General features: G+C 61.5%; 30 protein-coding genes and 3 tRNA genes. 23 read left to right on the top strand and 10 right to left on the bottom strand.

Translation table 11 applies throughout. The annotated features are described in order from the left end of the window. Positions 1 to 13: 13 nt before the first annotated feature. A tRNA-Ser gene (locus tag B843_RS00825) sits at positions 14 to 98 on the top strand. A 3-nt stretch (positions 99 to 101) separates the two neighbouring features. On the opposite strand, the gene B843_RS00830 is transcribed toward B843_RS00825, so the two are convergent. Beyond that, on the bottom strand, positions 102 to 1,136 hold the full coding sequence (locus B843_RS00830) for a ThiF family adenylyltransferase (RefSeq protein ID WP_025251632.1): 1,035 nt from the start codon (positions 1,134 to 1,136) through the stop codon (positions 102 to 104). Positions 1,137 to 1,140: 4 nt separating this feature from the next. Then, positions 1,141 to 2,097, bottom strand: coding sequence for a molybdenum cofactor biosynthesis protein MoaE (locus tag B843_RS14240; RefSeq protein ID WP_025251633.1), 957 nt, complete (start codon positions 2,095 to 2,097; stop codon positions 1,141 to 1,143). 95 nt (positions 2,098 to 2,192) lie between these two features. Here B843_RS14240 and B843_RS00840 point away from each other — a divergent pair, with 95 nt between their 5' ends. Next, positions 2,193 to 2,450 (top strand): MoaD/ThiS family protein, encoded by a 258-nt coding sequence (locus B843_RS00840; RefSeq protein ID WP_025251634.1) that lies wholly within the window; start codon positions 2,193 to 2,195, stop codon positions 2,448 to 2,450. Here the strand turns inward: B843_RS00840 and B843_RS00845 are convergent. After that, the gene (locus tag B843_RS00845) at positions 2,447 to 3,493 is read right to left on the bottom strand and encodes a pyridoxal phosphate-dependent aminotransferase (protein ID WP_034648709.1); all 1,047 of its coding nucleotides are present in this window, start codon (positions 3,491 to 3,493) and stop codon (positions 2,447 to 2,449) included. The genes B843_RS00840 and B843_RS00845 overlap by 4 nt on opposite strands. A gap of 127 nt (positions 3,494 to 3,620) precedes the next feature. Between B843_RS00845 and B843_RS00850 the strand changes: the two genes are divergently transcribed. The 4 genes from B843_RS00850 (at position 3,621) to B843_RS00865 (ending at position 6,921) form a co-directional block, all read left to right on the top strand. Continuing rightward, positions 3,621 to 3,712 (top strand) — tRNA-Ser (locus B843_RS00850). Between the two features lie 164 nt (positions 3,713 to 3,876). After that, a complete protein-coding gene (locus B843_RS13125) occupies positions 3,877 to 4,467 on the top strand; it encodes a TetR/AcrR family transcriptional regulator (RefSeq protein ID WP_155895052.1) in 591 nt (196 codons plus the stop codon). A gap of 4 nt (positions 4,468 to 4,471) precedes the next feature. Continuing rightward, positions 4,472 to 5,350, top strand: coding sequence for an ABC transporter ATP-binding protein (locus tag B843_RS00860; RefSeq protein ID WP_034648712.1), 879 nt, complete (start codon positions 4,472 to 4,474; stop codon positions 5,348 to 5,350). Beyond that, on the top strand, positions 5,350 to 6,921 hold the full coding sequence (locus B843_RS00865) for an ABC transporter permease (protein ID WP_025251638.1): 1,572 nt from the start codon (positions 5,350 to 5,352) through the stop codon (positions 6,919 to 6,921). Before B843_RS00860 ends, B843_RS00865 begins: the two co-directional genes overlap by 1 nt. A 62-nt stretch (positions 6,922 to 6,983) precedes the next feature. On the opposite strand, the gene B843_RS00870 is transcribed toward B843_RS00865, so the two are convergent. Both B843_RS00870 and B843_RS00875 read right to left on the bottom strand, forming a co-directional pair. Then, a complete protein-coding gene (locus tag B843_RS00870; RefSeq protein WP_025251639.1) occupies positions 6,984 to 8,648 on the bottom strand; it encodes a purine-cytosine permease family protein in 1,665 nt (554 codons plus the stop codon). Between the two features lie 216 nt (positions 8,649 to 8,864). Then, a complete protein-coding gene (locus B843_RS00875; RefSeq protein WP_025251640.1) occupies positions 8,865 to 9,251 on the bottom strand; it encodes a phage holin family protein in 387 nt (128 codons plus the stop codon). Between the two features lie 111 nt (positions 9,252 to 9,362). On the opposite strand from B843_RS00875, the gene B843_RS00880 reads away from it, so the two are divergent. After that, positions 9,363 to 9,435, top strand: a tRNA-Arg gene (locus B843_RS00880). Positions 9,436 to 9,667: 232 nt separating this feature from the next. After that, the gene (locus tag B843_RS00885; RefSeq protein WP_025251641.1) at positions 9,668 to 10,708 is read left to right on the top strand and encodes a DUF3644 domain-containing protein; all 1,041 of its coding nucleotides are present in this window, start codon (positions 9,668 to 9,670) and stop codon (positions 10,706 to 10,708) included. 255 nt (positions 10,709 to 10,963) lie between these two features. Here the strand turns inward: B843_RS00885 and B843_RS13370 are convergent, their stop codons facing one another. From B843_RS13370 to B843_RS00900, 4 genes are all read right to left on the bottom strand, one after another. Beyond that, positions 10,964 to 12,175: a tyrosine-type recombinase/integrase gene (locus B843_RS13370; RefSeq protein ID WP_025251642.1), complete on the bottom strand. Its 1,212-nt coding sequence runs from the start codon at positions 12,173 to 12,175 to the stop codon at positions 10,964 to 10,966. Positions 12,176 to 12,340: 165 nt separating this feature from the next. Then, positions 12,341 to 13,633: a DUF4041 domain-containing protein gene (locus B843_RS14070; RefSeq protein ID WP_038595099.1), complete on the bottom strand. Its 1,293-nt coding sequence runs from the start codon at positions 13,631 to 13,633 to the stop codon at positions 12,341 to 12,343. A gap of 49 nt (positions 13,634 to 13,682) precedes the next feature. After that, positions 13,683 to 14,123 carry an ImmA/IrrE family metallo-endopeptidase gene (locus B843_RS13375; protein WP_081751452.1) on the bottom strand — a complete coding sequence of 147 codons (441 nt, stop codon included), beginning with the start codon at positions 14,121 to 14,123 and terminating at the stop codon, positions 13,683 to 13,685. Between the two features lie 8 nt (positions 14,124 to 14,131). Continuing rightward, positions 14,132 to 14,635, bottom strand: a complete 504-nt coding sequence (locus tag B843_RS00900; protein WP_025251645.1) for a helix-turn-helix domain-containing protein — start codon at positions 14,633 to 14,635, stop codon at positions 14,132 to 14,134. A 118-nt stretch (positions 14,636 to 14,753) separates the two neighbouring features. On the opposite strand from B843_RS00900, the gene B843_RS00905 reads away from it, so the two are divergent. After that, on the top strand, positions 14,754 to 14,972 hold the full coding sequence (locus B843_RS00905) for a hypothetical protein (RefSeq protein ID WP_025251646.1): 219 nt from the start codon (positions 14,754 to 14,756) through the stop codon (positions 14,970 to 14,972). A 41-nt stretch (positions 14,973 to 15,013) separates the two neighbouring features. Here B843_RS00905 and B843_RS13665 read toward each other — a convergent pair whose 3' ends face one another. Further along, a complete protein-coding gene (locus B843_RS13665) occupies positions 15,014 to 15,493 on the bottom strand; it encodes a hypothetical protein (protein ID WP_155895053.1) in 480 nt (159 codons plus the stop codon). 94 nt (positions 15,494 to 15,587) lie between these two features. On the opposite strand from B843_RS13665, the gene B843_RS13670 reads away from it, so the two are divergent. From B843_RS13670 to B843_RS00965, 14 genes are all read left to right on the top strand, one after another. After that, the gene (locus B843_RS13670; RefSeq protein WP_155895054.1) at positions 15,588 to 15,764 is read left to right on the top strand and encodes a hypothetical protein; all 177 of its coding nucleotides are present in this window, start codon (positions 15,588 to 15,590) and stop codon (positions 15,762 to 15,764) included. After that, positions 15,761 to 16,015, top strand: a complete 255-nt coding sequence (locus tag B843_RS00915; RefSeq protein WP_025251648.1) for a hypothetical protein — start codon at positions 15,761 to 15,763, stop codon at positions 16,013 to 16,015. Before B843_RS13670 ends, B843_RS00915 begins: the two co-directional genes overlap by 4 nt. Before the next feature lie 108 nt (positions 16,016 to 16,123). Beyond that, positions 16,124 to 16,324: a hypothetical protein gene (locus tag B843_RS00920; RefSeq protein WP_025251649.1), complete on the top strand. Its 201-nt coding sequence runs from the start codon at positions 16,124 to 16,126 to the stop codon at positions 16,322 to 16,324. Beyond that, positions 16,321 to 16,479 (top strand): hypothetical protein, encoded by a 159-nt coding sequence (locus tag B843_RS13675; protein WP_155895055.1) that lies wholly within the window; start codon positions 16,321 to 16,323, stop codon positions 16,477 to 16,479. Before B843_RS00920 ends, B843_RS13675 begins: the two co-directional genes overlap by 4 nt. Continuing rightward, the gene (locus B843_RS00925) at positions 16,466 to 16,840 is read left to right on the top strand and encodes a hypothetical protein (protein WP_025251650.1); all 375 of its coding nucleotides are present in this window, start codon (positions 16,466 to 16,468) and stop codon (positions 16,838 to 16,840) included. The genes B843_RS13675 and B843_RS00925 overlap by 14 nt, the downstream gene beginning before the upstream one ends. A 43-nt stretch (positions 16,841 to 16,883) precedes the next feature. Continuing rightward, the gene (locus B843_RS00930) at positions 16,884 to 17,120 is read left to right on the top strand and encodes a hypothetical protein (RefSeq protein WP_155895056.1); all 237 of its coding nucleotides are present in this window, start codon (positions 16,884 to 16,886) and stop codon (positions 17,118 to 17,120) included. Continuing rightward, complete coding sequence (locus B843_RS00935; protein WP_025251652.1) at positions 17,117 to 17,425, top strand: hypothetical protein; 309 nt, start codon at positions 17,117 to 17,119, stop codon at positions 17,423 to 17,425. Before B843_RS00930 ends, B843_RS00935 begins: the two co-directional genes overlap by 4 nt. Then, positions 17,397 to 17,546, top strand: a complete 150-nt coding sequence (locus tag B843_RS13680) for a hypothetical protein (RefSeq protein WP_155895057.1) — start codon at positions 17,397 to 17,399, stop codon at positions 17,544 to 17,546. Before B843_RS00935 ends, B843_RS13680 begins: the two co-directional genes overlap by 29 nt. Beyond that, a complete protein-coding gene (locus B843_RS00940; protein WP_025251653.1) occupies positions 17,543 to 17,917 on the top strand; it encodes a hypothetical protein in 375 nt (124 codons plus the stop codon). The genes B843_RS13680 and B843_RS00940 overlap by 4 nt, the downstream gene beginning before the upstream one ends. A gap of 61 nt (positions 17,918 to 17,978) precedes the next feature. Then, the gene (locus B843_RS00945; RefSeq protein ID WP_025251654.1) at positions 17,979 to 18,185 is read left to right on the top strand and encodes a hypothetical protein; all 207 of its coding nucleotides are present in this window, start codon (positions 17,979 to 17,981) and stop codon (positions 18,183 to 18,185) included. Between the two features lie 122 nt (positions 18,186 to 18,307). Next, positions 18,308 to 19,108 carry a hypothetical protein gene (locus B843_RS00950; RefSeq protein ID WP_155895058.1) on the top strand — a complete coding sequence of 267 codons (801 nt, stop codon included), beginning with the start codon at positions 18,308 to 18,310 and terminating at the stop codon, positions 19,106 to 19,108. A 122-nt stretch (positions 19,109 to 19,230) separates the two neighbouring features. Continuing rightward, positions 19,231 to 19,533 (top strand): hypothetical protein, encoded by a 303-nt coding sequence (locus B843_RS00955; RefSeq protein ID WP_155895059.1) that lies wholly within the window; start codon positions 19,231 to 19,233, stop codon positions 19,531 to 19,533. Further along, a complete protein-coding gene (locus B843_RS00960) occupies positions 19,517 to 20,092 on the top strand; it encodes a hypothetical protein (protein WP_025251657.1) in 576 nt (191 codons plus the stop codon). Before B843_RS00955 ends, B843_RS00960 begins: the two co-directional genes overlap by 17 nt. Positions 20,093 to 20,117: 25 nt before the next feature. Further along, positions 20,118 to 21,281, top strand: a complete 1,164-nt coding sequence (locus B843_RS00965) for an HNH endonuclease (RefSeq protein ID WP_025251658.1) — start codon at positions 20,118 to 20,120, stop codon at positions 21,279 to 21,281. Positions 21,282 to 21,324 lie beyond the last annotated feature (43 nt).

Below are 21,324 nucleotides of genomic sequence, written 5' to 3' on the forward strand. Positions count from 1 at the left end.
CGCGCAGCGCCGAGGAGGTATGACAGAGCGGCCGAATGTACTGGTCTTGAAAACCAGCGTTGGGAAACCAACCCAGGGTTCAAATCCCTGTGCCTCCGCAATCAGCCCCGGACTTCACGGTCCGGGGTTTTCTCATTCTTCAGGCCTCCCTCGAGGCTTAGAAGGCCGCTCACGCCAGCGTCGGCAAGCAAGAAGCACGCCCGCGCCGAACGCACCCCGGCGGCGCAGTAGACGATCGCGCGGTCGGGGACGTCGCGGCGGCCCGACTCGATCTCGGACAGCGGCACGTTGCGCGCGCCGGGCAGGTGGCCCGCGGCGAACTCGTCGGCCTCGCGCACGTCGATGAGTGGGCGCGCCGGATCGATCACGTTCGTTGTCGCGACCGTCGCCGCAGGTGGTTGCGCTTTTAGCTTGTCGACGACTGCCTCACGGCCGCGGACCGGAATGTATTCCCACGTCCCGGCCAGCGAGTCGAAGTACCCGAGGCGGCCTACAAGCGGGGTGCCCAGCCCCGTCATCAGCTTGAGCGCCTCCATCGCCATCGCCGAGCCGACGATGCCCACGACGGGCCCGAGCACGCCGGCTTGGGCACAGCTGGGCACCGACCCGGGCGGCGGCGGGGCAGGGAAGAGGTCCTCGTAGACGGGGCCGTGGCCCGCCCAGAACACGCTCATCTGCGCCTCGAAGCCCAGGATGGAGCCCCACACGTGCGGGATGCCGAGCCGGGCGCAGGCGGTGGAGACGACGTGGCGGGTGTCGAAGTTGTCGGAGCCGTCGATGACCACGTCCGCGCCCTCAAGCAGCTCGAGCGCGTCGGGCCAGCGCAGCCGGGCGCGGACCGCGCGCACGGTGACCTCGGGGTTGAGCGCCCGGAGGGCGTCGGCGGCGGAGTCGACCTTGGGGCGCCCGACGGCGGCGTCGGCGTGGATGACCTGGCGGTGGAGGTTGGTGCGCTCGACCACGTCGTCGTCGATGACGGTGAGAGTGCCCACCCCCGCGGCGGCGAGGTAGAGCAGCGCGGGCGAGCCCAGCCCGCCGGCGCCGACGCAGCACACGTGGGCAGCCTCTAGCGCCGCCTGGCCTTGCTCGCCGAAGCCGGGCAGCCGTACCTGGCGGAGGTAGCGTTCGGAGACCACGGCGCTACTCCAGCCCGACCCACTGGGTGGATCCGTTAGCGAGCTCCTGCTCCTTCCAGATGGGCACCTCGGCCTTGACGGCGTCGGCGAGGGCGCAAGCCGCGGCGAAGGCGTGCGCGCGGTGCGCGGCGGCCGCGACCACCACGAACGCCGACTCGCCGATCGCGAGCGCGCCGGTGCGGTGGGCGGCCCACAGCCGCGCCTTGGGGTGTGCTGCGCTCACCCGCGCCGCGACCTCCTTGAGCACCTGGTCGGCGCTGGGGTGGCTGGAGTAGGTCAGTGAGGCCACGCGCTGCCCGCCGTCGTGATCGCGCACGACCCCGTTGAAGGTGACCACGGCCCCCATGGCAGGAGTCGTCGTCGCGGCGGTGCCGTCCGCGATGAGGTCCTCGAGCGGCTGGTCGGTCATGAACGCGTCGACCACCAGCCCCGTCTGGGCGTCGACGTAGTCCGGGTCCGGGGCATCCGAGTGGCAGCAGCCGTGCGCGGGGCCTGAGCAGGCGTCTCCCTCGCGCAGGCCGACGAGCGAGTCGAGGATCGGGTCGAGCACCGCGATCCCGTCCTTGCAGCCGCCGCGGGAGCCGGGCAGCGTCATCACGAAGCAGTTTCCGGCAAAGCCCGCCACGGCGCGGGAGGCCACCGCGAACGGCGTCGACTCCAGTCCCTTGGCCCAAAACGCGTGGGCGATCCCCGGCAAGGGGGTGTCGATGAGCGGGGCGATCGCGTCCACGGTGTTGTCGTCGGGGGCGGCGCCGGTGCCGCCGGTGGTCAGGAGCACCGAGGGCAGGTCGACAAGCCCCGCGACGTAGGCGGGGATGTCCCGGTCGGCCACGATGACCGCGTCCGGGGTGTCGAAGCCCTTGCCGCGGAGCCACTCGACCAGCAGCTTCCCGCTCGTGTCCTCGTACACGCCCGCCGCCGCGCGCGTCGATGCCACCACCACGAGTGCGCGTCGCGCCATGAGAGCCACCTTCCCGTCAGATTTTCACGACTTTTGCGAAGTTATTTTCCCCTCGAGGGTAGCGCGAAGACGGGGCCGCGGGGCATGCTGGGGGAGTGGAAATCCATTACTTTGCCGCGGCCCGGGCGGCGCGGGGCGTAGCCGTCGACAAGCGAGAAGAAGAATTCCCGACGCTCGGCGCGCTGCTGGAACGCCTCGCCAGCGAAAACGCCGGAACCACCGACGCCGGCATGAGCCTGGGGGAGGTGTTCGCGCGGTGCACCTTCTTGATCGACGGGCGCGCCGCGGCCCCGGAGGAATCGCTTGAGGGGGCAACCCGCGTCGACGTGCTGCCCCCGTTCGCCGGCGGTTAGGCGCCGAACGCGCGATCCCACGCCCGAAGCAGCGTCTGCGTCTCCGCGGCGTTGGTGATGGTGATGCGCACGCCCTCGGGGAAGGAGCGGACGATAACGCCCTCGGCGGCCATGGCGGCGGCGATCTCAGCGGAGCGCTCCGGCGTGGTCGGCAGCCAGATGAAGTTCGCCTGCGAGCGTGCGGCGCCGACGTGATCGGCCGCCTCATCGCGCACGGCGACGGTCTCCTCGGTGCGCGCCAGGAGCTCCTCGCGGGCGGCGAGCGAGGCGATGGCACCCGCCTGCGCCGCGACGTTGACGCCGAACGGCAGCGCCACCTTGTTGAGCGCGTCGATGACCTCCGCGTTGCCGAAGGCGTAGCCCACGCGCACGCCCGCCAGGCCGTACGCCTTGGAGAAGGTGCGCAGGCCGATCACGTTCGGGTGCGTGCGCACGTAGTCGGTGGACACGGGGCTATTCTCGTCGCGGTTGAACTCGAAGTAGGCCTCGTCGAAGGCCACAATGATGTGCGCCGGGACCTTCGCGAGGAACGCGTCGAAGGCGTCCCGGGACAGCGTGGTGCCGGTGGGGTTGTTGGGGTTGCAGACGAAGATGAGCTTGGTGTTGTCGTTGATCGCCGCCGCCATCGCGTCGAGGTCGTTGTAGCCGTTCTCGTCCAGCGGGATCGCGCGCGGGGTAGCACCCGTGACCTTGGTGAAGATCGGGTAGGCCTCGAAGCTGCGCCACGGGAAGACGACCTCGTCGCCTGCACCTGCGGTGATCTGCACCAGCTGCTGGCACAGCGCGGACGAGCCCACGCCGACCGCGACTTCCTCCAGCGACAGCCCGAGGTGCTCGCCGAGCTTGGTGCGCAGCTCCACCGCCGCCAGATCCGGGTAACGGTTCGCCTTCTCGGTCGCCTCGGCCATCGCCTGCTTGGCCGCCTCCAGCGGCTCGAAGGCCACCTCGTTGGAGGAGAGCTTGAGCGAGGTGTCGTCCCGCTTGCCGGGGACGTAGGAGGGAATGGTGGCCAGATCGGGTCGGATGTACACGGAGGAAGTCATTCCATCAGTGTAGACCTGACCTTTGCTTATGTTGCTTGTCGACGGCAAAAAGCGCCGCAACGTGTCGGTTTGTAGGAAACATCGGGCTGCCTGTAACATAGTCCGGGATTCTTGCAAGAGAATTGCTGGAGACGTGCCAGAGCGGCCGAATGGGGCTCCCTGCTAAGGAGTTGACTTGTTTACGCAGGTCCGGAGGTTCAAATCCTCTCGTCTCCGCCACAAAGAAAATCCCGGGTTTTGTGCCCGGGATTTTTTGCGTCTGGGGTCTTTTTGGGGGTTGAGGTGGGGAAATGCGAAAAGTTTTTAAGGTACGTTGCGTTCCTAAATGGCTCGGTGTACGGCAAGGTACGTTCCGTTCTTAAAAAGTGTATGAGGAGGGCATCATGCCAGCTTCTTCTGGCCCGTCTCGCCGGCCGCGCCGCACGCGCGCGGAGATCGATGCGGCCATTCTCGTCGCGGTGCGCCGGTGTCTGGTTGAGGGGGGCTACTCGCGATTGACCTTCGAGCGCGTCGCGGACTACGCGGAGGTCTCCAAGCACGTCATTTACCGCCGGCACACGACGCGGGCGGCGCTCGCCCTGACGGGCGTGAGCAGCTTCATGTTCGCGGCCATGGATCAGGATCCGGGCACAGGCAGCCTGCGATCGGACCTCATCGAGCTCTTCCGCCGCCGCGACGAGTCGCCGGTGGGGGACCCCTCCGAGGTGATTCGGGGGATCCTCGGGGAGGCGGGGCCGGAGGAGATGGCTCACATCGAGCGCATCGCACGTCATGGCCAAGAAAAGATGGACGCGAACATCCTCGCCCCCGCCCGCGAGCGCGGGGAAATCCCGGATACGCCTCCGCTTGTGCGCGATGCGGTGGGAAGGCTGTTCCGTGACACGGGGCTTTTTCCTTCGGAATCATTAAAGGTTTCGGAACTCATCGACGAAGTAATCCTCCCGATCCTCGGGTACGACAAGAAAGAAGATTAGAGAAATGTCAGCGATCAAGACTGAGGGGCTGGTGAAGAAGTTCGGCTCCTTCACTGCGCTCGACGGACTTAATTTGGACGTGGCAGAAGGGGAGGTGCACGGCTTCTTGGGCCCCAACGGTGCCGGAAAGTCCACGACCATCCGCGTGCTGCTCGGGCTTTTAAGGGCGAACGGCGGAAGCGTCGAGCTGCTCGGCGGCGACCCCTGGAAGGACACGATAGAGCTGCACAAGCGCCTGGCTTACGTGCCGGGCGATGTCACCCTGTGGCCCAGCCTCTCCGGCGGCGAGGCCATCGACCTGCTCGGCAACATGCGCGGCGGCCTCGACCGGACCCGCCGCAACGAGCTGATCGAGCGCTTCGAGCTCGACCCCACCAAGCGCGGGCGTCAGTACTCCAAGGGCAACCGTCAGAAAGTGGCCATCGTCGCCGCCCTAGCGTCCGACGTCGACCTTCTCATCCTCGACGAGCCCACCTCGGGCCTCGACCCGCTCATGGAGGCCATCTTCCAGGACGAGGTGGCCAAGCACAAGGCGCGCGGAACGACGATCCTGCTGTCCTCCCACATCCTCTCCGAGGTGGAGGCGTTGGGCGATCGGGTCTCCATCATCCGTGCCGGCCGCATCGTCGAGACCGGTACGCTCGACCAGCTGCGCGGCAAGTCTCGCTCCCACCTCGCGGTGACCCTTGAGCGGCCGCTGGCGGGGGCACAGATTCCGGGCCTTACCTCCGTGAGCGAGGACGGTGCGCGGATGACCGCCACCCTGGACCCGGCCAAGGTCGACGAGGCCCTCGCCGCCCTCCTTCCGCACGGCGTGTCCAACCTCTCGATCGAGCCCGCCTCGCTCGAGGAGCTGTTCCTCGATCTGTATGGGGAGGCATAATGCTCACCGGTGTCCGGCCACTGTTCGTGGCCACCATAAAGCACAATCGTTCGTTTATCGCCCCATGGGTGGGGATCGTCACGCTGCTGTCCGCCACCTCGATCATGGCCTATCGCTGGATCTTCCCCGATGTTGCTGATCGCCAGAGCCTGTCGATGGCAATGGGCACCAATCCGGCGCTCGACCTCGTGTTCGGCCCGGCAAGGAACCTGCTCACCAACGACGGGTTCAACTCCTGGCGTGCAGGACAGCTGGGCATGCTCTTCGCCGCGCTGCTAGGGATCATGCTCGTCGTGGGGGCTACCCGCGCGGACGAGGACTCGGGCAACGCCGAGCTCATCGCCTCCGGCGTTGTCTCGCGCCCCGCGCGGCTCGTCGTCCCGCTCCTCGTGTCGCTGGTTGCGGCAACGGCCGTCGCGATCGTCTGCTTCCTCGGCACGTGGGCGTTCGGAGGCGAGGTGGAGCCCACCGCGCTTCTCTCCCTCACCTTTGCCGGCTCGGTCCTCGTGTGGGCGGGCCTCGCCGCGGTCACCGCTCAGCTGGGTGCGGATGCCCGCACCGCGTCCTCGCTGGCCATGGGGCTCATGGGCATCTTCTACGTGATGAGGGGCTACTTCGATTCCGCGGACTACCCCGATTGGACCCAGTGGCTCACCCCCTTTGGCTGGGCCGAGCGCGTCGGGGCCGCCGTGGACAATAACTGGTGGCCGCTGCTCATCTTCGTCGCGGCATTTATCGTGCTCTCCGGCGTGGCCATCGCCTTGCAGCAGCGCCGCGACTTCGGGCAGGGGTTCATCGCCCCGCGCCCGGCGGCTCCGGAGGCGCCGAAGATCGGCGTCTTCGGCCTGGCCTGGCGTCTGCACCGCGGCGTGGTGATCACCTGGCTCGTGGCCTTCGCCGCCCTCGGATTCGTCTTCGGCGACCTGGCCACCTCGGTGGGATCGGTCTTCGCGGGCAACCCCGCTATCGCCTCCGTCATGGCGGCTGGCGCCACCACCGAAGACGAGCTGACCTTCGCCTTCGTCCGCATGATCTTGAGCATCGCGGGCATCATCGCCGCCATCGCGGGTGCCCAGATCATCCTGCGCCTGCACTCCGAGGAGACCGCGTACCGCGCCGAGCCGCTGCTTGCGGGCTCGCTGCGCCGCCGGAGCCTGTTCGGCAGCCACGTGCTGGTCGCCTACGGGCTCACCACGGTCGGCCTCTTGGTCCTCGGCACGGTCATGGGAATCGTCGCGCGCAACGACATCGCCACGTGGGACGTCATCCGCCAGGCCGCGGCGACGCTGCCTGCGGTGTGGGTGCTCAACGGAGTGGCCGTGGCGGTCGTGGGCGCGCGCCCTGCGGTTCGACTCGCATCGTGGGCGGTCATCGTGGCCACCTTCGGCATCACCCTGCTTGGCCCGACCTTCAACTTCCCCGACTGGGCCCTGGGCATCAGCCCGCTCTACCACGTGCCCACCGTGAACGCCGCGGATCCCGCGTGGACCCCGCTGGTGGTCCTAGTCGGAATCGCAGCCGTGTTCATCGCGATCGGCTTTGCCGGTTTCCGCCGTAGGGACGTCGGATAGCTGCTACCACCACATGCCCGTGGGCCGGACAACGAATCGTTGTCCGGCCCACGGGCATTTTTTTAAAGACGATCTTCGGGGAGCACGTGCTCGCCGGTCTTGTCCATCGTCAGCGCGAGGGAAGAGATGTAGCGCGGGGAGCCGTCGGGGTTGTCCACCGCGGAGCGGATGACGTCGGGGCGCTCGACCTCCTCGCCGGTGACGCAGCAGGTGAACAGCTCGTTGGAGGGGTTCTTCTCGCCGTCGAAAAGTGGGGTGTCGATGCCATCGCGGGTACGGCGGCGGTAGTACTTGCCCTTGGTGGCAACAGCGATGACCGGGGTGGCGACGACCGCGATGATGGCGGCAGCCAGGGCCGAGTACGGCTTCAGGGTGCTGCCGAAGGCTCCGAAGAACATGGCGACCGAGGTGACCGCGGACAGGGTGAGCGAGCCTAGGCCCACCGGGTTGAAGTTGTGGATCATGCCGCGTCGGAACTCCGGGTACATCGGAGAGACCTTGAGCAGCCACTTGTTGATGGCGATGTCCGCGGCGACGGTGAAGATCCAGGCGATGGCCAGGTTGGAGTAGAAGCCCAGGATGAAGCTCAAAACGGAGAACATGTTGAACTCCATGAGCGCCAGCGAGATCGCCAAGTTGACGAACACGAAGAAGGTGCGGCCGGGGTAGGACTTGGTGATGCGGGTGTAGGCGTTGGTCCAGGCCAGGGAGCCGGAGTAGGCGTTGGTGACGTTGATCTTGATCTGCGAGAGCACCACGAGGAGGACGGCTAGGGTGATGGCCAGCCAGCCCGGCATCATGGAGCCGTAGAGGGCGAAGAACTGCTGGACCGGCTCGGTGGCCTCGGCGGAGCTGCTTCCCAGATGTGCCATGACGTAGACGGCGAGGAAGACGCCTATGATCTGCTTGGCGGCGCCAAAGAGCACCCAGCCCGGGCCGGACATGATGACAGCTGCCCACCAGGAGCGGGAGTTCTCAGCGGTCTTGGGCGGCATGAAGCGGATGTAGTCGATGTTCTCGGCGATCTGCGCGGTCAGCGACAGGCACACGCCGGCGGAGAGCATCATGGCGGCGAAGCTGGTGGCTTCGCCCGACTCGCCCGCGTAGTTGAGGAAGTTGGACACGGAGTCCGGCTCCTGGGAAATGAGCACGATGAGCGGCAAGACGATGAGGAACAGCCACAGCGGGTTGGTCCACGACTGGAGCTTGGCCAGGATCTTCATACCTCGGATGACCAGCGGGATGATGATGACCGTGGTGATGAAGTACCCGAGCCACAGCGGAACCCCCAGCCCGAGCTTGAGGCCCTGCGCCATGATGGAGCCCTCGGTGGCGAAGAAGATGAAGGTGAAGCTGGCGAAGATGACGTTGGTGACGATCGATCCGTAGTAACCGAAGCCGGAGCCGCGGGTGAGCAGGTCGAGGTCGAGGTTGAACTTCGCCGCGTACACCGCGAGCGGCAGCGAGGAGAGGAAGATCAAGACCGCGGCGATGAGGATTCCGCCGACCGCGTTCGTGGTGCCGTGGGAGACGCCGATGCCCGCGCCGATGGAGAAGTCGGCAAGGTAGGCCATGCCGCCCAGCGCGGAACCTGCGACGGCCAGGGGCGTCCACTTGCGGTAGCTGCGCGGGGCGAAGCGCAGCGGGTAGTCGTCGCTGAGCTTTTGGGGTGAGTGGACTTCGGCGGTGGGGAGGGCGTCGACCCCCGGGCGGATTTGCACGCTCATGGCAATCTTGTTCCTTCTGTTGTCGCGCGCGGAATACCCAGCGCGCGAGGACGGGCGAAAGAGGCAGAATGTTTTTATCTGTCGACCGATAGGTTAATAGGCGCGCATGAAAATATCAATTGGCTGATAGAAATTAAGCTCGGGAATGAATTTTAACCCGACCATAAGAAGGGAAACGCCCAGCTCACCGAGTGAACTGGGCGCCAAGTTGAGCCGTTATCGCCGGAGCCCCGTCAGCGCGACGACGGCGTCGATGATCCACATGGCAATCGCCATGACGATCGCTCCGATGAACGCCGCGCCGAAACCCTCGACGCTCAGGCCGAGGCCTAGCGCGGTGGATACCTTGTCTGTGAGGAGGAAGAGGAGGGCGTTGATGACCAGCCCGAAGAGTCCGAGGGTAAGGAAGGTGATAGGGAAGCTGAAGAATCGAGCGATGGGCCCCACGACGGTGTTGATGGCGATGAAGACCAGCGCGACCCAGATGAACGCCCACGGGTTATCTGCCGGGGTGATACTCACGCCGGGGACGATAAGTGTGACCGCGTAGAGCGCCACGGCGGTGAGGACGACGTTGAGCGCGAGACGAAGGAAACCAGTCATGCCGCCATCCTACGTTCGTCAGCTGTGAGAAACCCGTTTATGGCAATTGAGCAGGGGATTTGTGAAGAATTAGGGCCGGGTGTATCGTTACTTTCCGTTGCAAGGCAACATGCGCCCGTAGCTCAACGGATAGAGCATCTGACTACGGATCAGAAGGTTGGGAGTTCGAATCTCTTCGGGCGCACAAGGTGAATCCCCAGCTAGGAAGCTATGAACGGCAGACTAGCTGGGGATTTTTCATGTTTACCCCGTCGGAAAAGTAGACCCATGTTTCCCAAGGTGGATATAGGTGGGTACGAACGTGGAACGAACAAACTGCGAACGGATTACGAACACGAGGGGGAAATACTTCCCCGCTGGATTGAACCGTTATTGAGAGCGATTGGTCATCAGGCCATCCGATAGGATTTATCGTTATGGGAGATCTAAACGCAGCCGAGAAAAGCACTTCATCGACTGAGGACGCAGTCGCTGAACGACTGATCGCTAAGAGCAAAGAGGCATTTGCCTTGGCAGTGGAACTCTACAATCGTCCAACACTCCGGTACCATGCGGAGGCCTGTTCGATCTTCTTATGCAATGCGTGGGAACTAATGCTGAAGGCCTACCTAGTTCAAACGGAAGGCATCAGCGCAATCTACTACAGCGATAATCCGGATCGGACGATCTCTCTCGAAGACTGCCTAAAGAAGATTTTTTCCAATGAAAAGTCTCCTCTACGGGTTAACATGCGAGAACTAATCGCATTCAGGAATACAAATACGCACTTCATAACCGACGAGTACGAATTGTTTTACGGGCCTTTCCTTCAAGCGGCCGTGACTAACTATGCGGAACAGCTAGAAAATCTTCATGAGCAGTCCGTAAGCGACATCATGCCAGAAAACCACCTGGCCCTTGCCGTACGACGGGGCTCCATTGAACCAGAAGTCATCCGAGCGAAATACGACCCAGCCGTCGCGGAAAAGCTCCTCCAAAGCCGACAAAATCTTGCAAAAACAGTGGGGGGAGAAGGAAACGGAGCAATTGCCGCTATTTTTGAGACGAACTTCCGCATCGTCAAGAAGGAAAAAGACGCGGACTTCAACGTCTTTGTCACTCCAGACGCGAGCGCCGGTGTGACTATCGTGAAGGACGTCAAAGACGCCATTAGTTATTATCCATTCCGAGTGAGTGCATGCGTTGATAAGGTAAACGGGAAGCTCAAAGGAAAAGGAACGAAAATTAGGTTCCGCGGAGACGAAGTTCCGCAATTCAATAAATTTCACTTTGATCTATTCGCGAAAGGCCATCACTTCAAAGGCGATCAGAGGTTCAGCTACAACCGTAACGGCCCAGACGAGACGCCATACTATGTCTACAGTCAACACACAGTAGAGTTCATCGTTCAGAGACTACGGGAAGAACCCGAGACATATCTCGATAAGCTCAGCCACCAGATACAAAACGAAAGATAGGAACACGGCTAGGCGCGCCACAGCACCGCAGAAAATGGTGTTGAAAGGGCATATGCTCCAAAACGAAAAACACCAACCCCCGGAGCAAAGGAATTCTCGGCCTTAAGCCTTACTCCCGTTCGGGAACCCAGCTTTATCCTTCTCGGGTTGGTGCCTCTACTAAAAACGATAACGCCTGGGGTAACAAGAAACAACCAGGAACAGTAAAAAAGAGCAAAAGCACAGGATAATGAGGTTTTACACGGGGGTAGGCTCTCACCTCACCACCCGGAGATGCCGCACCCCACTGTCCTTCTCCGCCTGCGCGCGCCGGGCTTGCTGCGCCTCGATCCGCTTGCGTTCGCGCTCTAGGTGTTCCTCGATGGCTTCTGCGGCCTGGTCGAGTCCTTGATCCCAGAGGTGGCCGTAGTGTTTGAGGGTCGTCGCGGCGCTCGCGTGCCCGCACATGCGCATGACGACGTAGACGTCGGCTCCGCCAGCGATGGCCATGGAGACGGCGGTGTGCCGTAGTTCGTGGGTTTTGAGGCTTTGGTCGATGCCGGTGAAGATGAGGAGGTTGCTCCAGACGACGCGCCATCGCGCGGTTGTCCAGACGCGGCCGTGCTCATCGGGTAGGAGCCATTCTTCGGGGTCTTTGCCCTCGGTAGCCTCGTTGAGGGCGAGGGCGATTACTTGGGAGATCGGGACTTCGCGGTGGTGTCGACTTTTCGTCTCATCGATGTGGCCGAGGTCGTCGACGTCGCGGCGGATCATGAGGCGCTTGCGGGTTAGGTCGAGGTCTTTGACTTTGAGGCCTTTCGCTTCTCCTATGCGTAGGCCGGTGCGGAGCAGGACTTCGAGCATGAGCTTTGCCTGTGGGTGCGGGGCCGCGGCGAGTAGGGCGTCGACTTCCTCGATGGTGAGGTAGCGGCGTTCGGCGGCCTTCTGCCGCGGCGCGGGTGCGGTGAGGGGGTTCGCATTGACGACTTTTAGTCGGACTGCGAGGTCGAGCATGGAGTGGAGAACTAGCGCGATCTTGCGACGCTGCGACGACCCAAGTGGCTCGCCCGCGTGCGCGCCTTTCTTGTTCTTGAGGTTGGCTAGCCATGCGACGACTTGGTGCTCTTGGATCTCGGAGACGCGGCGCCGTCCCCACTGGGGGCGGATATGCACTCGCCAGTTGGATAGGTAGTCTTTGCGGGTCTTCTCGGCGATCTCGGCTTTGGAATCGTACCACGGCTCCCAAAGCTCCTCGAGGGTGACCTCGGCCTTGTTCTTGGAGATGAGGACGCCCGCGTCTTTGTCGACGCGCACGCGCGCATCGAAGAGTTCGGCGGTCTCTTTGTTGTCGAAGCTCTTGGCGGTGCGGCGGCCTTCGAGGTCGGTGTAGGGGACTTGCCATCTGGAGCCGATGCCCCATCGTTTTGTCCGGATTCGTTTTCCGGGGTGATCGGGATCGGCTTTTGTCCAGAGATCGCGGACAGACATTGCTAGACTTCTTCCTTGTCAGGGCGAATAGTTTCCTAAAAGGAAAGTGTTCACCTGTCTGGGGCCCCTCTTCACGATCTGCCTGCAAGTTGAACGTGAAGAGGGGTCGTATTCTTTTATTCCTTCCTTCAACCCGACCTAGTGGATTGGCTACGGAACTAGGATCTATGGTTGGGCGGATTCTGCTTGTTGGATTTTCAGGCTCTCGCGGTATTGTTCAGCTTCGGGTTCATCGACGTACTCGAGGATGTTGCCAGCCACTTTGAGTAGCTCTTGCTTGACTTCTGCTGGCGTCACGTAGAAGAATTCGCGCCTGGAATTGATGCGGTTAACTTTGCGATCAGCAAAAATCCTGTGGAGCTCCGCTTCGATTCCGACGGCGTCTTCCGAGAAGTGCATGGCGTGGACATCGAAGTTGAATGGTACGGATGCATCGCTTAGTTCAGAGACGCGGTCATAAGGGTCGAGTCGACGCGTCATGCCGATCTTGACCATCCGCTCCCCAAACGAACCGATATTGGAGATTACATACACGTATCCAGTACGGACATTAGCTGCACGGTAGTCAACATCTTCAATCCCCTTGTTTACCTCGGCTAGTTTTGACTCGAGTTCCGTGAGCTCATCTAGCCGGCCCTGTTCGCGCAAGGAGGAAATCGCATTTTGATAGTGGGCTTGCTCCTTGAGCAGTCGCTTGCGTTCACGTTCCATTTCAGCCTGAGCTTTTGCTTCTTCGCGGAGCTTAGCTCTTTCTTCACGTTCGGCTTCTTTTGCAGCAGCCTTGGCTTGGAGATGCAGTGCTGCAAGTTCGAGCTCGCGTATGCGCAGTTGGTGGTATTCATAGGAGACTCGGAGACTGATCATTGAACCGAGCTTTTCGATTTGGTCTTTCGTCTTCGTGAGCCGCTCACGAGCCGTCTGTAGGTTTCCAGCTTTGACTCGGAGGATCGCATTCTCAGCTTCAGCGTTGTATGCGCGGAGCATCATTCGGGACATGCGGGATACAAACTTCTTTCCTTCCGCAGTGGAGTTGTTGAAGGTGAAATTTGTCGTTGCTTGGACAGCTGTCTTGTCTTTCACCATGTATTTGATCTGCTGGCGCACTTCCTTGAGCGCTGCTTCAAATTGCACAGAATCGTCCGCGGGATGCTCAAAATAGTAGAGCCCGGAAGCCTGGAGTGTCTCAACCTCGGAAAGGTCTACGACCTTCTGCTGAAGAGCTTGGAGTTCAGAGTTTTTCTGAAGGATGGCCTGGTCAAAATTTGCTATCTGTGCGCGCCGAGACTCGGAGAAGTTTTCAAATTCTTGAAGTGCGCGTTGATGTGCTTCCTTAACGGCCAAGACATCCTTTCCGCCAATGTCATTGATAACTTCCTCAAGAGAGGCAGCGTGTTGGCGGAGGGCTGCGTTTTCTTGTTCGAGGCGTTGGTTTTCCTGCTTTGCTTTTTTTCCAAACATTCTGACCTTCTATCAAATTGACTTTTACTGCAGCTGCTCTTGCTTTGGCTCAAGAGCTGAGTTCCATTAGGCAGTTACTTGATGGTGCACCATTCAGATGGTTTTTAATTCGTCCTTGCTCGTACATCGACATCCATAGATCGAGAAGTCCTGGTGTGACTCCAAGCTCGGCAGACATCGCCGACCGTGCGCCGTCGCATTCCCAGCCAGCTGCTTCTACTTCATCGATCTTTAGCAGTTTGCAAGCTGCCCATTCGTCAGCTTCTCGTTCGGCCCGTTGCGTGGAGCAGGAGTGGCCGTAGTGGGCGTGGCCGAGTTCGTGGGCAATGGCGCATGTGCGGGTGACTGGGTCGAGTCCGAGACGAACGAAGACGGTGCGGGTTGATGGGTGAAAGCAGGCGTTGAGGGAGCTTCCCAGCTTGCTCGTCTCGATGACCGTGATTCCCATGTCTTGGGCGAGGGCGTCGAGGTTTGCTTCCACACTGCTCATGGGGCCTCCTAGGTGAAGTTTTCGTCGAGGGGATCGGTTGCCTCCTGGGCGGCAACCTGTTCGGTGCCGGCATTGATTCCGGCGATGATGGCATCGTAGTCAGGCTCTTCGACATCGGGGGTAGTCTTTTCTGACTTTCTTGGTCTGCGCACTTCGCCGATCATGCGCGCATCTAGCTCGTTAAAGCGCGGGAAGTGTCCGATAAATAGACGTTGGCCATCGATGTCATCTGCGAGGGAGTCCCATTTTTCTGCGATTGTCGCTCCCTTGAGTGCTTGGCGAATCGCGAGACGCTCTGATGTCGCTTCCTCGGGCGTGAGGAAGCCCAGCTCAACGAGGGCGTCAACAGGCTTTACTCCGTAGGCGCGCGCAATTGCAATTACATTTTCAGCGGTCGTCTCCCCGCGCTCGATGTGGCGGAACAATGTGGCTTTCGAGAGGTGGGCCCTTTGAGCCACCTCAGTGGGGACGGGCGCGCCGGGCAGGGTCTCGAGCCAATCTGAGATGTTCATAGTCTCATTATGAGACTTCGAGATAGTTCGCGCAAGTCAATTTGAAACAACATGTTGACAGCTTGGCATGGATGTTTCATAATGGAACCTACAGGCCAGAATGAAACATGGAGGCGAAATGAAGTACCACCGGATTAGGCCAGGAGCAATCGAAGAGCTCGCCGCAGAGCTCGGAGCCAAGTCCAGCAAAGACACAGCACTCATGCTCGGCATCACGCCCGAGCAGCTCGAGGAACTCCGCTATGGAGACGTCACCAACGCGACCGCAATCGCGCTCGCAAACAGGGCGCAGCAGCTACGCCGCGCCGCGGAAATCATTGGCGACACGGCTGCCTAACGCGGAATGCCGTAGGCATCTACTGCCAGGAAGGAAGCGATCTAATGGGATGGATCAGGAAAAACGACCCCTTCGTAGGGGTTGATACGCCGCGCGCTGGCAATCAAGTCTATTGCGCGGCCAGCAAGAAGTACCGGCTTGTCCTGGGCGTCGAGAACGATGCAGCCATCAGTTTCATGCATGACCTCAAGGAGCTTCTCAACAAGCACGTCGTCAACGGGGAACTCAACATCGCCAGTAGTGATGCCGCGAACCCAAGTGAGGTTGTGGTCATCGATGAGATTCTCGCCTTCATCACCTCGGATCTCGGGCACGAAAACACTCACATCAACTTGGAGATAACCCCCGTTATCTCCGTCGAGAGCCGCGAGGGAAACGAACATCCCTTCATCCGAGCTCTGACGGACGACCTTCTCAACCGAGTGAACGTACTCGTCCGGAATTCCAAGCTCAAAACCGACGAACGGGCCGAAACGCAAAACACCCATCAAGAACCTCCAGGATCTGGAAAACAGTGACAACTGCAGTATCTCACCAGTAGCGGTGCTGGTGCTCGCAAATTAGGTACATCAGCTCGAGGTTTGGCGAGCAAACACAAGCGAAAGGAAGACACCAATGGAGAAGAAGATCGATCAGGTTATCAGGGCATTGAAGGAGGAGATCAGTCGCCTGGATCTCTCGATTCTCGATGAGATCGAAGATCAGACGGATCCTACCCGGATCGCGCTCTATTACGGACGGCAGCGCGCATATACGCATGCTCTTGAGCTTGTGATGGAGGCGTCGCGATGAAGATCAAGCAGATTTCAGCACCGAGGCCGGCCACCGTCATGGGCGGGACGGTCGAGGAGTACCGGGTCGGCTATTTGAAAGGGGACTTCGCGGTTGTCGTGTATCACCTGGGGCCGCAGAAGAAGCGCTCCTTCATGATCCACAACTGGCGGACGCGCCAGGAAGTCCGGGAAGGCCTGCTTCTCTTCGAGAAGATCGCTGAGGGGATGAACGCCTACCTCGACGGGGATGACCGGAACGCGGTCGCGTAAGACTTTCGCTCCTGTGCTCGGGGAAGGTGCAGGAGCTGTGAAAAGAAAAAAGCGCCTAGACGGCGGCCACCGTCTAGGCGGAGATCAAAAGAAAAGGTTCGATCTGAGATGAATACTACACCGAAGCTTCCAGCTTTCATCAGAGTCGCTGAGTTCGCCCACGAGTCGGGCTTCTCGAAGAAGAAGACGATCAGCATGATCCTTTCCGGGGAGCTGCGGGCACGCAAGCTCAAGCCGGGCGTGAGGAATAGCCCGTGGATGATCCCTGCCTCTGAGCTCACCCGGATTTATGAGGAGGTGGCAGCATGAGCCGCCGCAACAACCACATCCCGGAGATCATCGGCGTCCTCCTCGGCCTAGTCCTCGCCATCGGCCTGGTGTTCACGGGCAACGTCGAGCAGGTCTCGCCGGAGCAGGCGAGGATCCATGAGATGCAGAGGAGCATTCAAAATGAGTTCGAGTAAGCGCGACGAGCATATCCGCCTTTTCGACGCGACTGCCCGTGCTCTCGGGACAGCGGTCGGGGAGGCCTTCCAGCGCCGCGCCGCCGAGGTATTCGACTTCGATACGCGCCTGATCGCAAGCCAGCAGGCGGAGATCGCCAAGCTGCGCCAAGAAAAGCGCGCGCTCGAGGACATGCTCCGCCGCGACCGCGGCGACCACTCCGAGGCCGCCCGCCAGCTCGCCGACGCTCGCCGCATGACAAGCACCTACATCGACGCTGCACTCGAAGCGCTCATCGATGGGGAGCTGCGCCAGGCACGACGCAAGCTCCTCGCCATCAAGACCGGATTTTGCAAGGAAGGAAACGAAGAAGATGAATGACAACCAGCTGAATTACTGCAGGGTAGAAGGCGAAGAAGGCCTCATGTCCATTCAGCCGATCGACCAGCTCAAAACCGAGCACTCAAACATGGCGCTTTCCGACCTCCTCGAGGATCTCCTCAACGGCATCGACAGGCTCCTGGTCGACGAAGGCATCTGGTTCGGACTGACCCAATCAGCCGCATCACAGATGAAGCTCGCCATGAGCGGCATCATCGGCGCCTTCTGGAAAGACGCAGTCGAGACCGCACTCACCTGCCAGGAGAGGACACGACGATGATCATCAGACGCCAGTACCGCGGCCACCTCACATCACTGGCCATCGACCACCAGACCACCATGATCTCCATCGGAGACCTCGCCTCCCCAAACCTCGTCCCCCAATTCCACTACACGGAGAAGATGCACCGCCGCCCGCGCATCACGCGCGCCGGGGAGCAGTTCGTGAGTCTCCCGGTGTTGAGGGCGTGGATTCAGGATCTTGTCGAGCGGGATCGCACCGAGCAGGCGAAGGCGATGCAGCAGGTTTGCGAGTGGGCAGAAAGGACGGCGGAGAATGTACAGCTCCAGCGAGTCTCTGCGTGAGCATGAGAGCTATGAGGACATCAACGTCCTGGGCATGATCGGCCTCGCCTTGTTCGCGATCGCCATTTTCTTCGCCTTGATCCAGATCAGCGTCTTGGCTGGAGTGGGGGCATCGCTATGAAAACCGGGGCAAATCAGCTGCTTGCCGAGCGCAAGTGCCCGTTCTGCGAGCGTCTCGCGCGCACCGGCGTCTGCCAGCAGTGCAACGTGTATCTTCCATGGCCGGATGGTCAGCTGCGTGCGCTCGAGGCCTTGAGCCTGCGCCTTGCGCCGGCCGCGAAGGACGTCGTGGTGCAGACGACGACGCAGAGCGTGTACATGACCATTGACCAGGCGGAGGTGCTCGCGAATCAGCTTCTCTCATTGCTCACGATCGCGCGGGAAACGGATTTCCGACCGGAGACACCGTACGGCGGCGCTGGGCCGCTGCCGCAATTCCTTTCGCCGTCGGAGGAGGTGTATCGCGGTGAAGCGCAGGAAAGCGTTTTGTAAGCGCTGCGGAGATCCAATCCAGTGGGTGCCGCTGGCTGGCGGGCCGTCGATGGTTCCGCTGATGGATTCCCCGGATCCAGCAGGGAATTGGGAGATCATCGGCGGCGTTGCCCACCGGATCCCGCCGCACGTGGCCGAGGCCGTCATCCACGAGGGAGGCCTGCTTTTCAAGCAGCATCCGATGGACTGCGCGACGAAGGGCGTGCCATGCCCGGATCACCTGCGGGAAAAGCTCGGCTTGAAGCCGCGGGGTGAGCGTGGGGCCTGACGAGTGGTGGGCTGGCCTGCCGCCCAGGCGCCGCGAGCAGATTTATCACTGGATCCAGGGCCGCGAGGCCCATGTCCCGGAGGTACCGGGGCAGCTAGAAATTTTTGGAGAGGATGAAGGAAATGAGCGCATTGCGAGCGCCACGGTCGATGCCGCAGACGTCGAAGATCATCGTGTACCAGGAGGAATTCGTGCACGCTTTGAAAGCTGCGGGGAAGGTGTCCAAGAACGAATCCCCCTATGACGTCGTACAGATCCGGTGGGATGCGGAGGCTGAGACCCTGCAGGTCTGCGCGGTCAACGCGAAGGCAACGTTCGTCGCGTACATGTCGGTCGAAATGGGCGACGTCCTTGATCGCGATCAAGTCTTTGAGATCGAGAAGCGCCGAATCGCGGGAATCGCAGCTATGCGCTTCCCAAAGGCGAAGGATGAGGAGCCGCTCTTGGGCTTGATCGTCGCGGAGTCCTGGATTGAGATCACCGACGAGTCGGGGCTCGGTATCGGCGTTCATAAGCTGCGGATTCCGCGCTCGTCGGAGATCGCGCTACCAGGGGATCCGAGCCGCACAATCCAGGACGCGGCGGCCTCATCAAACCTAGAGTCGTGGGCTGTAAAGCCGTATCCTGACCAGTTGGGCCTCATCTCTGCGGTAGCAAAGGAGATCGGCGGCCGCGTGCGACTGCAGCAGCTCGCCCCTCCGAAGAACGCCGAGACGAACCCGAACCGTCTTCTCGCGTCGTCCGTCTCGTGGTCGATGACCGTAACGGCGCTTCCATCCGGTGATGAGGAAGACGATTCGCCAACGATCACCGTTGTGGATCAAGGCGACCTCGGCTTCGACGACGATCGAGACCAGGGCGAGGAGGCCACCACTCCAACAACGAGGATCGTCTCCGCCGAGCCGCCGGACGGTGCTGCATGATCGGCGACAAAATCGGCATTTGCCACGGCGCCACGGGCGACGAGAACGTCTGGTCGCATGCGCAATCGAAGCTGGATCCGGAGGTCAGAGAGCAGCGCTGGCAGGAAGCCAGACTACTCTGCGTGCAGTGCCCAGTCCTCGATGCCTGCGAGGCTTACGTCTCTGACCTAGAGGAGCAGGGGATCTACATCGACGGCGTCGTCGCCGGACGCTTCTCTGACGTCGACGCTGCGCACGTCATCAACGACTACCGCCAGGATCGCTGCTGTGGCTGCGGCCAACGCATGCTGCCGCGGCGCCGCCGCGGATCCTCAGACTTAGCGAAGCACGAGGGGATCGAGCGAGTCCACGTCGGTGAGGGGCTCTGCGATCAGTGCTGGCCAATCATGAGTAGGAAGGCCCGCGGACATGGGCAAGCAGCCTGAGCTACCTCGCCCAAGTGTCGGAGATCTCCTCCGCCATCGCACGGATGGAAGACTCGCCGAGGTCGTCAGAGAAGACGCCGACGGGATCGACCTCACAATCGTGGAGCCAGCAGATGAGGACAGCACCAGCGGCATCTTCGCGCCGACGTGGCACAAGAGCTGGGAGCCGATCGAGGTTCACGCCTCGATTGACGCCCTGGATCTCGGAGCCTGGATCGGCTTCAAAGTCTGGTCAAACGGCCAGGGCCACTCCCACAAGGACTACGGCTATCACGAGCTCCTCGACGTCTGGATCGAAGAGGACAAGTACGGCTACGAGCACGTCATCGGCACCATCCAGATGCACCAGGGGCAAGCACGCCACGAGTTCCCGAAAGGCGCATTCCTCATGGGAGTGCCAATCGACGAGGTCGAGGTCAACGACCTAGGAGGCGGGTACATCATCTACGACATACGAGGCCGGCCGAGGAAGAACCTCGAAAAGCGGGCAAAGAAACTCCCCGCATTCCCCACCGTAAAGAAAGGGGAGCAGGAATGGTACGCACTATTCGCGGTCTAAAACACTCAGGTAAGGAGCAAGGACAATGGCTTGGACGAGAACGGGCGACAACATCGTCACCCACCCGCTCATGTCGCGCCTGCTCACCGCCTGCGACTTCGACCACTCCCTCAAAAACGAGGCCTACGGCGTCCTCAGCCTCGCCGCGACCGTCGCCGGAGCACACCTGACGGACTACATCGTCGAATACGGCCTCATCGCCCAGCTCGCGCCGGGCCGCGAGAAGACGGTTATCGACGTATTAGTAGCCGCGGGAATGCTTTTCCGTGATGATGCCGACGGGCGCCAGGTACTCCGCATCGTCGATGATCCGGAGCTGATCCATAATCGCTCGCGCGAGGAGGTCGAGATCGACCGTAGGCGCGCCTCTGACAAGCGGAACCCCGAGCTTTACCCTGCTGTCCGGTACCGCGACGGCGACGTATGCCGCTGGTGCGGCCGCACGGTCAGCTGGGTTGATCGGAAAAGCTGGCGCTCTGCAACGATTGATTCACTGACCGCCCACAAAGACTCGACCGTCGACACGCTGGTCGTGGCCTGCAAGCACTGCAATTCCAAGCGCGGAGCTGGCGAGGAGCTGGAACTTCGCCCTGCGCCTTCGAGAGAGGACATTTTCTACACAAAGCATTCCATCGAGTACATCAATCGCTCGTCCTGGGCGAAAGAGCAAGGAATCCACATCGAGCCTAGACAGACCGAGCTTGACCTCGGGGATCGTGGGGCCGTGGCAGCGCCGTCGAGGCAGCAGCAGGTGGAGACGGGAGCAGCGCCTGAGATGGCAGCAGCGTCGTCACATCGAGCAGCGCCGGACGTTGAAGCGCCGGGCAACGACGATCCCCTGGAGGACGCTCCTGACTGGGTGAGAGAATCCCTTGCCGATCTTTCAGATCGTGGGGCCGTGGCAGCGCCGTCGAGGCAGCAGGTGGAGACGGGAGCAGCGCCTGAGATGGCAGCAGCGTCGTCGCATCGAGCAGCGCCGGATGTTGAAGCGCCGGGCAACGACGATCACGTTTATAACGAAACGGTAAAACCTAGTACGGATCTAGGTCGAATCACAGATCGGAGGGGTGACGGATCTAGATTCGTCGGGTCGGGACGGGACGGGAATGGTCTTGTCGGGAATGGCCGGGACGAGTCTGTAAAGCGTCGTCGCAGGCGGCGTGGTCGAAGAAGCGGGAAGAAGGGGTAGTCATGGATGATTTCTTGTTGCATTCTTTGGGGAAGTCTCTTCG

The organism is Corynebacterium vitaeruminis DSM 20294 (genome assembly GCF_000550805.1).
GTDB classification, from domain to species: Bacteria; Actinomycetota; Actinomycetes; order Mycobacteriales; family Mycobacteriaceae; genus Corynebacterium; species Corynebacterium vitaeruminis.

Bases quoted from the DNA above. Each gene is read 5' to 3' on its own strand.
- B843_RS13680 (WP_155895057.1), top strand. From the start codon at position 17,397: ATGTACAGCTCCAGCGAGTCTCTGCGTGAGCATGAGAGCTATGAGGAC.
- B843_RS00945 (WP_025251654.1), top strand. From the start codon at position 17,979: ATGGATTCCCCGGATCCAGCAGGGAATTGGGAGATCATCGGCGGCGTT.
- B843_RS00960 (WP_025251657.1), top strand. From the start codon at position 19,517: ATGGGCAAGCAGCCTGAGCTACCTCGCCCAAGTGTCGGAGATCTCCTC.
- B843_RS00940 (WP_025251653.1), top strand. From the start codon at position 17,543: ATGAAAACCGGGGCAAATCAGCTGCTTGCCGAGCGCAAGTGCCCGTTC.
- B843_RS00920 (WP_025251649.1), top strand. From the start codon at position 16,124: ATGAATACTACACCGAAGCTTCCAGCTTTCATCAGAGTCGCTGAGTTC.
- B843_RS13375 (WP_081751452.1), bottom strand. From the start codon at position 14,123: ATGAGCAGTGTGGAAGCAAACCTCGACGCCCTCGCCCAAGACATGGGA.
- B843_RS00845 (WP_034648709.1), bottom strand. From the start codon at position 3,493: ATGACTTCCTCCGTGTACATCCGACCCGATCTGGCCACCATTCCCTCC.
- B843_RS00915 (WP_025251648.1), top strand. From the start codon at position 15,761: ATGAAGATCAAGCAGATTTCAGCACCGAGGCCGGCCACCGTCATGGGC.
- B843_RS00935 (WP_025251652.1), top strand. From the start codon at position 17,117: ATGATCATCAGACGCCAGTACCGCGGCCACCTCACATCACTGGCCATC.
- B843_RS00875 (WP_025251640.1), bottom strand. From the start codon at position 9,251: ATGACTGGTTTCCTTCGTCTCGCGCTCAACGTCGTCCTCACCGCCGTG.
- B843_RS00950 (WP_155895058.1), top strand. From the start codon at position 18,308: ATGAGCGCATTGCGAGCGCCACGGTCGATGCCGCAGACGTCGAAGATC.
- B843_RS13670 (WP_155895054.1), top strand. From the start codon at position 15,588: ATGGAGAAGAAGATCGATCAGGTTATCAGGGCATTGAAGGAGGAGATC.
- B843_RS00865 (WP_025251638.1), top strand. From the start codon at position 5,350: ATGCTCACCGGTGTCCGGCCACTGTTCGTGGCCACCATAAAGCACAAT.
- B843_RS13370 (WP_025251642.1), bottom strand. From the start codon at position 12,175: ATGTCTGTCCGCGATCTCTGGACAAAAGCCGATCCCGATCACCCCGGA.
- B843_RS13125 (WP_155895052.1), top strand. From the start codon at position 3,877: ATGCCAGCTTCTTCTGGCCCGTCTCGCCGGCCGCGCCGCACGCGCGCG.
- B843_RS00885 (WP_025251641.1), top strand. From the start codon at position 9,668: ATGGGAGATCTAAACGCAGCCGAGAAAAGCACTTCATCGACTGAGGAC.
- B843_RS14070 (WP_038595099.1), bottom strand. From the start codon at position 13,633: ATGTTTGGAAAAAAAGCAAAGCAGGAAAACCAACGCCTCGAACAAGAA.
- B843_RS00930 (WP_155895056.1), top strand. From the start codon at position 16,884: ATGTCCATTCAGCCGATCGACCAGCTCAAAACCGAGCACTCAAACATG.
- B843_RS00965 (WP_025251658.1), top strand. From the start codon at position 20,118: ATGGCTTGGACGAGAACGGGCGACAACATCGTCACCCACCCGCTCATG.
- B843_RS00925 (WP_025251650.1), top strand. From the start codon at position 16,466: ATGAGTTCGAGTAAGCGCGACGAGCATATCCGCCTTTTCGACGCGACT.
- B843_RS14240 (WP_025251633.1), bottom strand. From the start codon at position 2,097: ATGGCGCGACGCGCACTCGTGGTGGTGGCATCGACGCGCGCGGCGGCG.
- B843_RS00860 (WP_034648712.1), top strand. From the start codon at position 4,472: ATGTCAGCGATCAAGACTGAGGGGCTGGTGAAGAAGTTCGGCTCCTTC.
- B843_RS00905 (WP_025251646.1), top strand. From the start codon at position 14,754: ATGAAGTACCACCGGATTAGGCCAGGAGCAATCGAAGAGCTCGCCGCA.
- B843_RS00900 (WP_025251645.1), bottom strand. From the start codon at position 14,635: ATGAACATCTCAGATTGGCTCGAGACCCTGCCCGGCGCGCCCGTCCCC.
- B843_RS13675 (WP_155895055.1), top strand. From the start codon at position 16,321: ATGAGCCGCCGCAACAACCACATCCCGGAGATCATCGGCGTCCTCCTC.
- B843_RS00870 (WP_025251639.1), bottom strand. From the start codon at position 8,648: ATGAGCGTGCAAATCCGCCCGGGGGTCGACGCCCTCCCCACCGCCGAA.